14 protein-coding genes are annotated in these 12,975 nt (G+C 53.1%); 9 read left to right on the top strand and 5 right to left on the bottom strand.

What is annotated here, in order from left to right:
• The first annotated feature begins 35 nt into the window (after nucleotides 1-35).
• The 5 genes from IB222_RS00855 to ghrB all read left to right on the top strand — a co-directional run bounded on the left by IB222_RS00855 (nucleotide 36) and on the right by ghrB (nucleotide 5,185).
• Entirely contained in the window at nucleotides 36-1,052 is a 1,017-nt protein-coding gene (locus IB222_RS00855) for a LacI family DNA-binding transcriptional regulator (RefSeq protein WP_005133828.1), read from the top strand.
• A 99-nt stretch (nucleotides 1,053-1,151) separates the two neighbouring features.
• Nucleotides 1,152-1,901 (top strand): sugar phosphate isomerase/epimerase, encoded by a 750-nt coding sequence (locus IB222_RS00850; RefSeq protein ID WP_148361339.1) that lies wholly within the window; start codon nucleotides 1,152-1,154, stop codon nucleotides 1,899-1,901.
• A gap of 3 nt (nucleotides 1,902-1,904) precedes the next feature.
• The gene (locus tag IB222_RS00845) at nucleotides 1,905-2,843 is read left to right on the top strand and encodes a sugar kinase (protein ID WP_148361338.1); all 939 of its coding nucleotides are present in this window, start codon (nucleotides 1,905-1,907) and stop codon (nucleotides 2,841-2,843) included.
• A gap of 64 nt (nucleotides 2,844-2,907) precedes the next feature.
• Complete coding sequence (locus IB222_RS00840; protein WP_048215328.1) at nucleotides 2,908-4,188, top strand: MFS transporter; 1,281 nt, start codon at nucleotides 2,908-2,910, stop codon at nucleotides 4,186-4,188.
• 22 nt (nucleotides 4,189-4,210) lie between these two features.
• Entirely contained in the window at nucleotides 4,211-5,185 is a 975-nt protein-coding gene (gene ghrB / locus IB222_RS00835) for a glyoxylate/hydroxypyruvate reductase GhrB (protein WP_149384385.1), read from the top strand.
• 58 nt (nucleotides 5,186-5,243) lie between these two features.
• On the opposite strand, the gene IB222_RS00830 is transcribed toward ghrB, so the two are convergent.
• Nucleotides 5,244-5,954, bottom strand: coding sequence for a DUF3053 domain-containing protein (locus IB222_RS00830; protein ID WP_003827386.1), 711 nt, complete (start codon nucleotides 5,952-5,954; stop codon nucleotides 5,244-5,246).
• Nucleotides 5,955-6,334: 380 nt separating this feature from the next.
• Between IB222_RS00830 and IB222_RS00825 the strand changes: the two genes are divergently transcribed.
• From IB222_RS00825 to cueP, 3 genes are all read left to right on the top strand, one after another.
• Nucleotides 6,335-6,625, top strand: coding sequence for an HTH-type transcriptional regulator (locus IB222_RS00825; protein ID WP_079939655.1), 291 nt, complete (start codon nucleotides 6,335-6,337; stop codon nucleotides 6,623-6,625).
• A 279-nt stretch (nucleotides 6,626-6,904) separates the two neighbouring features.
• Nucleotides 6,905-7,117, top strand: a complete 213-nt coding sequence (gene cspA, locus IB222_RS00820; protein WP_000014594.1) for an RNA chaperone/antiterminator CspA — start codon at nucleotides 6,905-6,907, stop codon at nucleotides 7,115-7,117.
• A 187-nt stretch (nucleotides 7,118-7,304) separates the two neighbouring features.
• Nucleotides 7,305-7,844 (top strand): copper-binding periplasmic metallochaperone CueP, encoded by a 540-nt coding sequence (cueP, locus tag IB222_RS00815; protein ID WP_148361337.1) that lies wholly within the window; start codon nucleotides 7,305-7,307, stop codon nucleotides 7,842-7,844.
• 66 nt (nucleotides 7,845-7,910) lie between these two features.
• On the opposite strand, the gene glyS is transcribed toward cueP, so the two are convergent.
• The 3 genes from glyS to IB222_RS00800 form a co-directional block, all read right to left on the bottom strand.
• On the bottom strand, nucleotides 7,911-9,980 hold the full coding sequence (glyS, locus tag IB222_RS00810) for a glycine--tRNA ligase subunit beta (RefSeq protein ID WP_148361336.1): 2,070 nt from the start codon (nucleotides 9,978-9,980) through the stop codon (nucleotides 7,911-7,913).
• Nucleotides 9,981-9,989: 9 nt separating this feature from the next.
• Nucleotides 9,990-10,901: a glycine--tRNA ligase subunit alpha gene (glyQ, locus tag IB222_RS00805; protein WP_001168551.1), complete on the bottom strand. Its 912-nt coding sequence runs from the start codon at nucleotides 10,899-10,901 to the stop codon at nucleotides 9,990-9,992.
• A gap of 95 nt (nucleotides 10,902-10,996) precedes the next feature.
• Nucleotides 10,997-11,305, bottom strand: a complete 309-nt coding sequence (locus IB222_RS00800; protein WP_020996059.1) for a YsaB family lipoprotein — start codon at nucleotides 11,303-11,305, stop codon at nucleotides 10,997-10,999.
• A 172-nt stretch (nucleotides 11,306-11,477) separates the two neighbouring features.
• Here IB222_RS00800 and IB222_RS00795 point away from each other — a divergent pair, with 172 nt between their 5' ends.
• Nucleotides 11,478-12,473 (top strand): acyltransferase, encoded by a 996-nt coding sequence (locus IB222_RS00795; protein ID WP_003827371.1) that lies wholly within the window; start codon nucleotides 11,478-11,480, stop codon nucleotides 12,471-12,473.
• Here the strand turns inward: IB222_RS00795 and yiaB are convergent.
• Nucleotides 12,470-12,835, bottom strand: coding sequence for an inner membrane protein YiaB (yiaB, locus tag IB222_RS00790; RefSeq protein ID WP_149384384.1), 366 nt, complete (start codon nucleotides 12,833-12,835; stop codon nucleotides 12,470-12,472). The genes IB222_RS00795 and yiaB overlap by 4 nt on opposite strands.
• Nucleotides 12,836-12,975 lie beyond the last annotated feature (140 nt).

Raw genomic sequence — 12,975 nt, 5'->3', positions numbered from 1 at the left:
TTAAGGTGTTGTCACCAAATTCAGGGAAATCAGCGATGAGCAAATCAACACGGGCAACCATCAGCGATGTGGCGAAAGCCGCAAAAACCGGCAAGACCAGCATTTCACGTTATCTCAACGGTGAAAAGCACCTGCTTTCCGACGCGCTGCTGGCCCGCATTGAACAAGCCATTGCCGATCTCGACTACCGTCCCAGCCTGATGGCGAGGGGCCTGAAACACGGTCGTACCCGCCTGATTGGCCTGATCATCGCCGATATTACCAATCCCTACTCTGTCAACGTGTTAAGCGGTATTGAAGCCGCCTGTCGCGATAAGGGCTTTACCCCGCTGGTGTGTAACACCAACAACGAAGTGGATCAGGAACTGCATTATCTCGATCTGCTGCGCAGCTACCAGGTCGAAGGGATTGTGGTCAACGCCGTCGGGATGCGCGAAGAGGGGCTGAACCGCCTGCAACAGTCTGCGCTGCCGATGGTACTGATTGACCGTAAAATTCCCGATTTCGCCTGTGATATGGTCGGGCTGGATAACACCCAGGCGGCAACGGTTGCCACCGAACATCTGGTCGAACAAGGTTTTGAAGCCATCCTGTTCCTCAGCGAACCACTCGGCATGGTGAATACCCGCCGCGAACGCCTGAGCGCTTTTCGCGCCACGCTCGCGCAATACCCCGGCGTTATCGCGCAAAATGCCGAAGTCCCGCTCACGGACAATACGCAACTGGACGACACCCTGCGCCAGTTTCACCAGCAGCATCGTGGCATGCGCAAAGCCGTTATCTCTGCCAACGGTGCCCTCACGCTACAAGTAGCCCGCGCCCTGAAACGCATTGGCCTCAACTGGGGGAGCGACATTGGCTTACTCGGCTTTGACGAACTGGAATGGGCAGAGCTGGCGGGCGTTGGTATTACCACGTTGAAACAACCCACCTGGCAGATTGGTTACACCGCCGTTGAGCAGGTTGTGCGCCGGATTGATGGCGGCTCCGCTGCCATTCAGGAACAGGTCTTCTCCGGCGAGCTGATCGTGCGAGGCTCTACCGCCCGTTAAATTACCTTCGTGATGGTGATCATAAATTCGACATCATGGGCTTTTCTTTGGAACCGGTTCCATCTAGCGTTATAACAAGAACGCTAGTCTGGAGTTTCCATGAAAAGAAAAATTATGGTGGTCACAGCCGCTTACGGTCACGACCAGGTACGGGCCGCAGGCGGGCAAACGGCAATGCTGCCCATTATCGCTGAAGCCGGTGCTGACGGCGTCGAAATCCGCCGCGAGCTATTAACCGAGGCCGAGCTGAAAACGCTGTCAACGATGGCCTCTGCGATCGAAATCTTCGGCCTGCTGGCCTGTTACTCTGCGCCTGAACCGTTGTTCCTTGAGGACGGTAACCTCAACCCCCGTCTTCCAGAACTACTTGAGGAAGCGCAGGCCTTGCAGGCACTGTGGTTAAAAGTCTCCCTCGGCCATTTTTCCCATACCGAACAGTTCAACGTTCTACGCCAATGGCTGGACAACAGCGGAATGGAGCTGGTTGTCGAGAACGATCAGACCGACTGCGGACGCCTGCAGCCGATGCAGCGCTTTAACGAAGCCTGTCAGGCGCAAAACCTGCCGATATCTTTAACCTTCGATATGGGCAACTGGCTGTGGGTGGGCGACTCCCCGGAACAGGCGGCGCAGAACCTGGCGTCAACCGTTGGGTATATCCATGTCAAAGCCGCAGTTGCACATCGCGACAGCTACCGCGCCGTACCACCTGATGCAGCCGATCCGCGCTGGCTGGCGCTGCTAAAAACGCTGCCCAACGATGTCCCGCGCGGCATTGAGTTCCCCCTGGAAGGGCAGGATTTGACGGCGGTTACCCGCCGCTACGTCGAGCTGTTACGCGAGGAGTAACGCATGAAAAATTCACTGGATGTGGTCACTATTGGTGAAGCGATGGCGATGTTTGTCGCCACGCAAACCGGCGAACTGGCGGATGTGGAGCAGTTTATCAAGCGCGTTGCAGGCGCGGAGCTCAACGTGGCGACCGGTCTTGCTCGTCTGGGCCTGAAGGTCGGTTGGGTGAGCCGCGTTGGCAACGACAGCTTTGGCCGTTTTATCGTTAAGTCGCTGGAAAAAGAAGGGATTGATGCGCAGGGAGTCACCCAGGACGGGCGTTACGCGACTGGCTTTCAGCTTAAATCTAAGGTTGAAAATGGAACCGATCCCATTGTGGAATATTTCCGCAAAGGTTCCGCTGCCAGCCACCTCAGCATTGAAGATTATCACGAGGACTATTTCGCCAGCGCGCGCCACCTGCACCTGAGCGGCGTAGCGGCAGCACTTTCTGCCAGCTCTTATGAACTACTGGCGCATACCGCCCGCACCATGAAGGCCCAGGGGAAGACCATCTCGTTCGACCCGAATTTGCGCCCGGTGCTGTGGAAAAGCGAAGCCGAGATGGTGGAAAAACTGAACCGGCTGGCATTCCAGGCTGACTGGGTTTTACCAGGTTTAAAAGAGGGCATGATTTTAACCGGGCAACAAACGGCTGAAGCCATCGCCGACTTTTATCTGCGCCACGGAGTAAAGGCCGTGATCGTGAAAACCGGGGCTGATGGCGCCTGGTACAAAACCGCCAGCGGCGAACAAGGCTGTGTTGCGCCGGTAAAAGTCGACAACGTGGTCGATACGGTCGGCGCAGGCGATGGCTTTGCCGTGGGCGTTATTAGCGCCCTGCTGGAAGGCCGCTCGCTGCATCAGGCGGTGACCCGCGGCAATAAAATTGGCGCACTGGCCATTCAGGTTCAGGGCGACAGCGAAGGATTACCCACACGTGAACAATTAGGGGAATAAACTCCCGGCCAACTCTGTACCCTACATACAGAGGCGGCGTATCAGCATAACCAGAGGGCAGTCTATGAATAGCTCAACTAATGCAGCAAAACGCTGGTGGTACATCATGCCAATCGTGTTTATCACGTATAGCCTGGCGTACCTTGATCGCGCGAACTTCAGCTTCGCCTCCGCCGCCGGTATCAACGAGGACCTCGGCATTACCAAGGGGATTTCTTCCCTGCTGGGCGCGCTGTTTTTCCTCGGCTATTTCTTCTTTCAGATCCCGGGCGCAATTTACGCTGAACGCCGTAGCGTACGAAAACTGATTTTTGTCTGTCTGATCCTCTGGGGCGCATGCGCGTCGTTAACCGGCATGGTCAGCAATATTCCAATGCTTGCCGCCATCCGCTTTATTCTTGGCGTCGTTGAAGCCGCCGTGATGCCGGCAATGCTGATTTACATCAGCAACTGGTTTACGAAATCTGAACGCTCGCGCGCAAACACTTTCCTGATCCTCGGTAATCCGGTCACCGTCCTGTGGATGTCCGTGGTTTCCGGTTACCTGATTCAGGCGCTGGGCTGGCGGGAAATGTTCATCATCGAGGGCTTCCCGGCCATCATCTGGGCGTTCTGCTGGTGGGTGCTGGTAAAAGACAAACCGTCTCAGGTCGGTTGGCTGTCAGAATCTGAAAAAGCCGCCCTTCAGGCACAACTGGAAAAAGAGCAGCAAGGCATCAAAGCCGTACGTAACTATAGCGAGGCTTTCCGCTCACGTAACGTCATCCTGCTGTGTATGCAGTATTTCGCCTGGAGTATTGGCGTCTATGGTTTTGTCCTGTGGCTGCCGTCGATTATCCGCAACGGCGGCGCAAACCTGGGGATGGTGGAAGTTGGTTGGCTGTCATCCGTACCGTATCTGGCAGCGACGGCGGCGATGATCCTCGTCTCCTGGGCGTCCGATAAGCTGCAAAACCGTAAGCTGTTTGTCTGGCCACTGTTATTAATAGCCGCTTTCGCGTTTATCGGCTCCTGGGCCGTAGGTGCAGACCACTTCTGGATTTCTTACACGCTGTTAGTTATTGCAGGCGCGGCAATGTATGCCCCCTATGGTCCCTTCTTCGCCATCATCCCAGAAATGCTGCCGCGCAACGTCGCCGGAGGGGCAATGGCACTGATCAACAGCATGGGCGCGCTGGGCTCGTTCTTCGGTTCATGGTTTGTCGGCTACCTCAATGGCGCAACCGGCAGCCCGTCCGCCTCGTACATTTTTATGGGGGTAGCGCTTTTTGTCTCAGTATGGCTAACTCTAATTGTTAAGCCTGCTAATAATTCCCAAATTCCGGTTGGCGCACGCCACGCTTAAATTTTAACTTACGGAGATTCGCATGAAGCCGTCCATTATTCTCTATAAAGCGTTACCTGACGATTTACTGCATCGCCTGGAAGAGCATTTTACTGTGACTCAGGTGCCTAACCTGCGCCCGGAAACGGTCGCACAGCGCGCCGACGCTTTTGCCAATGCAGAAGGTCTGCTGGGCTCCAGTGAAGCCGTCAATACCGCTCTGCTGGAGAAAATGCCCAGGCTGCGTGCGACATCCACGATTTCCGTAGGCTATGACAACTTCGACGTCGATGCCCTCAACGCGCGTAAGGTGCTGTTGATGCACACGCCAACCGTGCTGACGGAAACCGTCGCCGATACAGTAATGGCGCTGGTGTTAAGCACCGCTCGCCGCGTAGTGGAAGTTGCCGAACGGGTAAAGGTCGGCGAATGGACCAAAAGTATCGGACCGGACTGGTTTGGTACCGATGTACACCACAAAACGCTGGGGATTGTCGGTATGGGCCGCATTGGGCTGGCGCTGGCACAACGTGCGCATTTCGGCTTTAGCATGCCGATTCTCTATAATGCGCGCCGTCATCATCAGGAAGCAGAAGAACGCTTTAATGCACGTTACTGCGACCTCGATACGCTGTTGCAGGAGTCTGATTTTGTCTGCCTGATCCTGCCGTTAACCGACGAAACGCATCATCTGTTCAGCACCGAGCAGTTTGCCAAAATGAAGTCTTCCGCCATTTTCATTAACGCCGGACGTGGCCCGGTGGTCGATGAAAAAGCGTTGATTGCCGCCCTGCAAAAAGGCGAAATTCATGCCGCTGGCCTGGATGTATTTGAGCAAGAGCCATTACCGGTAGACTCACCGCTGCTGTCACTGCCCAACGTGGTGGCCGTACCGCACATTGGTTCAGCCACGCACGAAACGCGCTACAACATGGCGGCCTGTGCGGTGGATAACTTAATCGATGCGCTGCAAGGACGCGTTGAGAAGAACTGCGTAAACCCGCAGGTCGCATCATAAACAAAAGGCCGGGTAGCGCTTACGCTCACCCGGCCTTTCATGTATTACCGTATCTTAATTACTGAGCGGCATTCACCGCAGCAGTCCAGGCCTGATTAAATGCCTGATGCTGAGCAGCCAACGGGCCAATCAGCGTATTGTACTGACTTGCCTGCTGTGACGTTGGGAACTGGATACCGTTGGCGACAAAGCTCACCTGCGTATCCTGCTGCGCCACAAAATCACCAACCTGCACCAACTGCTGCGTGAAAATTTGCGCGGCAGGGATCAGCGGCTGTAAGGCCTCTGCTGGTGCAGTAACAACTTTGTTGTACACCTGATCAAAGACCGGCTTCAGATCTTCGCCCTGCTTCAGCGCGCCATGCGCAGCATCTGCCTGTAGTTTCGCATTCTGCAACTGTTGCCCTAATACACCTAGCGCACCATTTGCCTGACGCAGCGGTTCACGCTGAGTCACATAATCCTGAGGAACACGAATCGCATTTACGCTATCAACCACCGGGCGCAGACCGGAGTCCATCGCCTGATTAACCTGCTGCGAATAGCCATACAGAATCGCGTAATCGGACACAAACGGGCCAAACTGTTTTTTCTGATCGGCGGTCAGCGTTGGTAAACGCTCTCCGCTACGCATTGCAGTATTCTGCAGAAAATCGATAAACGCTTTGCGTTGATCGCCTTCTTTATCAAAACACCCACTCAGGCCAACTACCATTAAGAGCGCCAAAACAGGCGCAAACCAGCGAGAGCAGGACTTACCTGTCGCCATTTTAATACTCCTTTCACCCAAAAATGCGCACAACGACACCCGCGTGCCTGACGTTGACAAGGATAGTCCAGGTCAGCCCCGCAAGATACCCTTTCCGCGTAATCTTGTGGGGGAAAATAACCGTTCCCACCACCGTTCATTTTGCTAAACAATGCTGCATTTACCACTCGGCGTCATATTTTAGTCATCTTTACAATCGGAATCGATCGTTCGGAGATCCCGACCTTTATCAGTTCGTTAGCCAGCAAAAGATTATCACCTGCGATCCGCTGAAACGAATCCATCACACAAACCTTAAATCCGGCTTCATTTTTTCCGACTACTCTTAATGAGCTTCGAAGAAATTCACGATCCCGCTGTGTGATTTGTAGGAGTTCTCAATGGAATACAAAGATCCTATGTTTGAACTGCTAAGCAGTCTGGAGCAGATTGTTTTTAAAGATGTATCGCAGACGGTCACTCTGCCGCAAAAAACCAACCCTTTCACCGAATTTGAACAGTTACGACGAGGGACAGGTTTAAAAACAGATGATTTTGCCCGAGTGATGGGTGTGACTGTCGCGATGGTTCATGAATGGGAGTCTAAACGCGTAAAGCCTTCCATTACCGAATTGAAGTTAATGCGCTTGATTCAGGCAGATCCAAGATTAAGTAAGCAACTGATGGATTGAACTATTTTTCAATTTTGCTTAAGAACGGCCCTGTAACAGGGCCGTTCCTTTACGAAGGTTATCCACAAAAAAGAAAATAGTAGTTGCATCCACATGCGTAAAATGAGTTAATGCCCTCAACGGTTTGACGTACAGACCATTACAGCAGTTAGTAAGGCAAGTCCCTTCAAGAGTTATCGTTGATACCCTTCGTAGTGAGCATTTCCTTTACTGTTAAAAAATCTGTAAAGCACGCCATATCGCCGAAAGGCACACTTATTTTTTAAAAGGTAATACACTATGTCCGGTAAAATGACTGGTATCGTAAAATGGTTCAACGCTGACAAAGGTTTCGGCTTCATCACTCCTGACGATGGCTCTAAAGACGTGTTCGTACACTTCTCTGCTATCCAGAACGATGGCTACAAATCTCTGGACGAAGGTCAGAAAGTTTCCTTCACCATCGAAAGCGGCGCTAAAGGCCCGGCAGCTGGCAACGTAACCAGCCTGTAAGCTTAAAAAGCTCAAAATTCTGAATCCCTGCCAAACGGCGGGGATTTTTTTTATCTGTACTTCGTAAGCCCCCCCACCCAAACGCTTCTTTGCATTACTTTACCCGTCGTCCCTTTGACCTTTCCCTAAGGGCAAGCTTTATAGTGAGCCAGTCTATATTCCACAACTTTCACAAGGAATTGAAGCTATGTCGAAATCCTCACTGCTACTGATTTTAGGTTTGCTCACCACCGGTACTGCGTTCGCGGCTACCCCAGAAGCCACTTTCCTGGCCGAACACGGGCTCAGCGGAAAATCCGTCGAACAAATCGTAGAGACGATTGATCGGTCTCCGCAGAGTCGCCCGCTGCCGTACTCAGCGTCCATCACCAGCACCGCGTTGAAGCTCTCTTCGGGCGATCAGGTTTATACCCTGCCGCTCGGTGACAAGTTCTATCTGTCGTTTGCCCCGTATGAATGGCAAACACATCCTTGCTTCAACCACAGCCTTTCTGGCTGCCAGGGCGAAATGCCGGAGAAGACATTCAATGTCAAAGTGACGGATAACAAGGGTGATGTGGTGGTACAAAAAGCGATGAAGAGCGGCCGTAATGGCTTTGTCGGGGTATGGCTACCGCGCAATATGGAAGGCACCATCGCAGTGAGCTACAACGGTAAAACGGCGGAGTATCCTATTAAGACGATGGAAGACAGCCAGACCTGTCTGACAAAATTGCAGTTGCGCTAATAACATAAAAAAATGCCGGATAAGGCGAAGCCGCCATCCGGCATTTTCTAAGTCAGCTCAGGGCCGTTACTGCAGCAGAGAAATATCCGCTACGCGCAGGAACAGCTCACGCAGTTTTTCGAGCATAGACAGGCGATTAATACGCAGATCTTTATCTTCCACGTTAACCATCACTTTCTCGAAGAACGCATCGACCGGTTCACGTAACGCCGATAGCTCAACCAGCGCTTCCTGGTAATGACCGGCAGCGAAGACAGGCTCCAGCTTATCGCGCAGCACGACAACCTGCATTGCCAGCGCAATTTCTTCCGGCTCTTTCAGCGTCGCCGCATTCACGCGGTCATTCAGCGTCTCTTCAGACTTCGCCAGGATGTTCGATACACGCTTGTTCGCGGCAGCCAGCGCGGACGCGGCTTCCAGCGTACGGAAGTGCGAAACCGCCTTCATACGTGCGTCAAAATCAGCCGGACGAGTCGGACGACGTGCCAGTACGGCCTGAATGGTGTCGACGGTGTAACCTTCGTCCTGATACCAGGCGCGGAAGCGACCGAGCATAAAGTCGATAACGTCATCCACCACGTTGGCGTTGGTCAGCTTGTCACCATACAGACGAACCGCTTCTTCGGTCAGCGTTTGCAGATCCAGATTCAGGTTCTTCTCAACGATAATACGCAGCACACCCAGCGCAGCACGACGCAGCGCAAACGGGTCTTTGTCGCCTTTCGGATGCTGACCAATACCGAAGATACCCGCCAGGGTGTCCATCTTGTCAGCAATCGCCACGGCACAAGCTACCGGGTTCGACGGCAGATCATCACCGGCAAAACGCGGCTGATACTGTTCGTTCAGCGCCACGGCTACATCTTCCGCTTCGCCATCGTGACGCGCGTAGTGCATGCCCATCACACCCTGGGTGTCGGTGAACTCGAAGACCATGTTGGTCATCAGGTCACACTTGGACAGCAGGCCAGCACGCGTTGCGTGGTTAACATCAGCGCCAATCTGACCAGCAATCCAGCCCGCCAGAGCCTGGATACGGTCAGTCTTGTCGCGCAGCGTACCCAGTTGCTGTTGGAACAGCACGGTTTGCAGACGCGGCAGATGGTCTTCCAGACGTTTTTTACGGTCGGTATTGAAGAAGAACTCGGCATCCGCCAGGCGCGGACGAACGACTTTCTCGTTACCGGAGATAATCTGGATCGGATCTTTCGATTCGATGTTGGCAACGAAGATAAAGTTCGGCAGCAGTTTGCCGTCGTTCGCGTAAACCGGGAAGTACTTCTGGTCACCTTTCATGGTGTGTACCAGCGCTTCAGACGGAACTGCGAGGAATTTCTCTTCGAACTTCGCGGTCAGCACTACCGGCCATTCCACCAGCGAGGTGACTTCTTCCAGCAGGCTTTCGCTCAGATCAGCGTTACCGCCAATCTTACGCGCCGCTTCTTCAGCATCGGCTTTGATTTTCGCTTTACGCTCAGCGTAATCCGCAATTACTTTGCCGCGCTCACGCAGGATTTCCGGGTACTGATCGGCAGAATCGATGGTGAATTCCGGCTCGCCCATAAAGCGGTGCCCGCGGATCACGCGATCGGACTGAATGCCCAGAATCGTTGCCGGAATCACTTTGTCGCCCAGCAGCAGGGTCACGGTGTGAACCGGACGCACGAAGTGGACATCAGACGCGCCCCAGCGCATCAGTTTCGGGATAGGCAGCTTCGCCAGTGACGTGGCGATCATGTTTGGCAGCAGCGTTTCTGCGCTTTCGCCTTTTACATGCGCACGGTACAGCAGCCATTCGCCTTTGTCGGTAGTCAGACGCTCAGCCTGATCAACCGTGATGCCGCAGCCACGTGCCCAACCTTCTGCCGCTTTGCTCGGTTTGCCTTCAGCGTCAAACGCCTGGGCAATGGCCGGACCGCGTTTTTCAACTTCGCGATCGGGTTGAGATTCCGCCAGATTCGCGACTTTCAGCGCCAGACGACGCGGCGCGGCGAACCACTCAACGTTGCCGTGCGCGATGCCAGCGTTATCCAGCTCCGCGGTAAAGTTTGCAGCAAAGGACTCAGCCAGGCTGCGCAGTGCTTTTGGTGGCAGCTCTTCAGTGCCGATTTCCACCAGAAAAGTTTTCTCAGACATGGCCGCCTCTTATTTGTCTTTGTTGCACATCGGGAAGCCAAGGGCTTCACGGGAAGCGTAGTAAGCTTCTGCCACTGCTTTAGTCAGGGTGCGAATGCGCAGGATATAGCGCTGACGCTCGGTGACGGAGATGGCTTTACGCGCATCCAGCAGGTTGAAGCTATGGGCGGCTTTCAGAATACGTTCATACGCAGGCAGCGGCAGCGGATTTTCCAGCGCCAGCAACTGCTGCGCTTCTTTTTCGTACTGCTCGAAGCAGGTGAACAGGAAGTCCACGTCGGCGTATTCGAAGTTGTAGGTGGATTGCTCCACTTCGTTCTGATGGAACACGTCGCCGTACGTGGTTTTACCCAGCGGGCCGTCGCTCCAGACCAAGTCGTAAACGCTGTCTACGCCCTGAATGTACATGGCCAGACGTTCCAGACCGTAGGTAATTTCCCCGGTTACTGGTTTACATTCCAGACCACCAACCTGCTGGAAGTAGGTGAACTGCGTCACTTCCATGCCGTTCAGCCACACTTCCCAACCCAGACCCCAGGCACCCAGCGTCGGGTTTTCCCAGTTATCTTCCACGAAACGGATATCGTGAATGGTCGGGTCCATACCCAGCTCTTTCAGAGAACCCAGGTACAGCTCCTGAATGTTGTCCGGAGAAGGCTTAATCACTACCTGGAACTGATAGTAGTGCTGTAAGCGGTTCGGGTTTTCGCCATAGCGGCCATCGGTCGGACGACGAGAAGGCTGCACATAAGCAGTCGCCATCGGTTCCGGCCCCAGCGCACGCAGGCAGGTCATTGGGTGAGATGTTCCCGCGCCGACTTCCATGTCCAATGGTTGAACAATGGTGCAGCCCTGGCGAGCCCAGTAATCCTGTAAGGTCAGGATCAAGCCCTGGAAGGTCCTGGTATCAAACTTTTGCATATTATTTCGTGCTGGATACGTGTGGATTTAAAGGAAGCGATCAGTATACCCGCTGGCTGCAAGATATACAGTACGAAACGGGAAAAAGGGGGAACTTAGCGCATGGAAAGGTGCAAAAACTGCCCGTCTGCATCAAAAGAACAGACAAAACTCTCTTTACGGAAGGTAGAACCACGCATCTCATAGCTGCCCTGGAATTGTTCCAGGCCGGAGATATCAATTTTCTGCGCGCCAGTGTTGTAGCGTTGCGCCGCCTCATTTTTGCACAATGACTCCATATCCAGCGAACGCGTGGCACTGACCTTAACCTTTTGCGCTTTCTGCGCAGGTGCAGACGATTGTGTGTCAGCGCACGCTACCAGCAAAAGGGCAGCGATCGCGGGAAAGAAATACTTCATCATCATTTTATTACCGCCTGGTTTGCTGGTCAGTCTTATTATTAGTGTCTGGAAACAGATCCTATTTTGAGAATCTCATCAGACCATCTCAAGCTTTAGCGTAAGAACTCGGATTATTCCAGTGAGCTACGTTCGCAAAATATCGGTCAGACTTTTTTTAATGGACACAGAGGAACTGATGCAGCCCAAAATTTTCTGGATTGATAACCTGCGCGGGATAGCCTGTTTAATGGTCGTGATGATCCACACCACAACCTGGTACATCACCAATGCGCAAAGCGTCAGCCCGTTGAATTGGGATCTGGCTAACGTGCTCAATTCAGCCTCTCGCGTCAGCGTTCCGCTGTTCTTTATGATTTCGGGCTATCTGTTCTTTGGTGAGCGTAGCGCCAAACCGCGCCATTTCCTGCGCATCGCGCTTTGCATTCTGTTTTACAGCAGCGTGGCACTGGCCTATATCCTGCTGTTTACCTCGATCAACGCTGAGCTGTCGCTGAAGAACCTGCTGCAAAAGCCGGTGTTCTATCATCTGTGGTTTTTCTTCGCGATCGCCGTCATCTACCTGGTTTCTCCGCTGATACAGGTGAAAAATATCAGCGGCAAGATGCTACTGGCGCTCATGGTTGTGATTGGGGTGATTGCCAATCCCAATACCGTCTCGCAAAAAATCGGCGGCTTTGAGTGGCTCCCAGTCAACCTGTACATCAGTGGCGATACTTTCTATTACATCCTGTACGGCATGCTGGGCCGGGCGATTGGCATGATGGATACGCAAAAGCGTGCGCTCAGCTGGCTCTGTGCGACGGTATTTATTACCGCAGTATTTATTATTTCTCGTGGCACATTGCATGAACTGCGCTGGCGAGGCAATTTTGCCGACACCTGGTACCTCTACTGCGGCCCAGCGGTATTTATTTGCGCCGCCTCGCTCCTGACGCTGGTCAAAAATACGCTCAGCACACGTACTCTGCCGCTACTGGGCCTTATTTCTCGCCATTCATTGGGCATATATGGTTTTCATGCGCTGATCATTCACGCACTACGTACCAACGGAATTGAACTCAAAAACTGGCCACCGCTGGATATGCTGTGGATTTTCAGCGCCACGCTGGCGGGAAGCCTGCTGCTGTCCGTATTGTTGCAACGTATCGATACGCGCAGGCTGGTGAGTTAGGTGTCTCCAGGCAGCGCCTGATTACGCGAACGCTGCAGAAAAAATTGCCCCATTAAACAGACGAAGAATGCTGCCGGGTATAACCCTATTTCAAAGGGCGCCAACGGGGCATTCCACACCCCCACCAGCAACAACCCTATCGTGATGAGCACCACCATCTGACACACGGAAGCGAAGCGTTCATCAATTTGATTGAGATTTACTGCACGTTGATAGGCATACGTAACGAACATCCCCGTCATCAATGCCCCCAAAAAATACCCCTTGCCGCTCAGTAACGGGCATGCGCGCCATAAACCGATACTGTAAGTCAGTATGCCTGAGAGGAATAATATCCATGGCAACAGCCTGGTTGTCTTCATTGGGATCTCCTTATCCATCATGGATACAATATGAATAACCCGCTAAAGACAACGCAGAAAAAAGCGACTACACAGGACTTTCAGAATACATCCATACGTGTAATTTATTATTTTTGTGGATATATGCATGCGGCAAATTC

This window comes from Citrobacter sp. C13 (assembly GCF_014596815.2).
Classification (GTDB): domain Bacteria; phylum Pseudomonadota; class Gammaproteobacteria; order Enterobacterales; family Enterobacteriaceae; genus Citrobacter; species Citrobacter portucalensis.
This window is presented reverse-complemented; position numbering and strand designations above follow the sequence as displayed.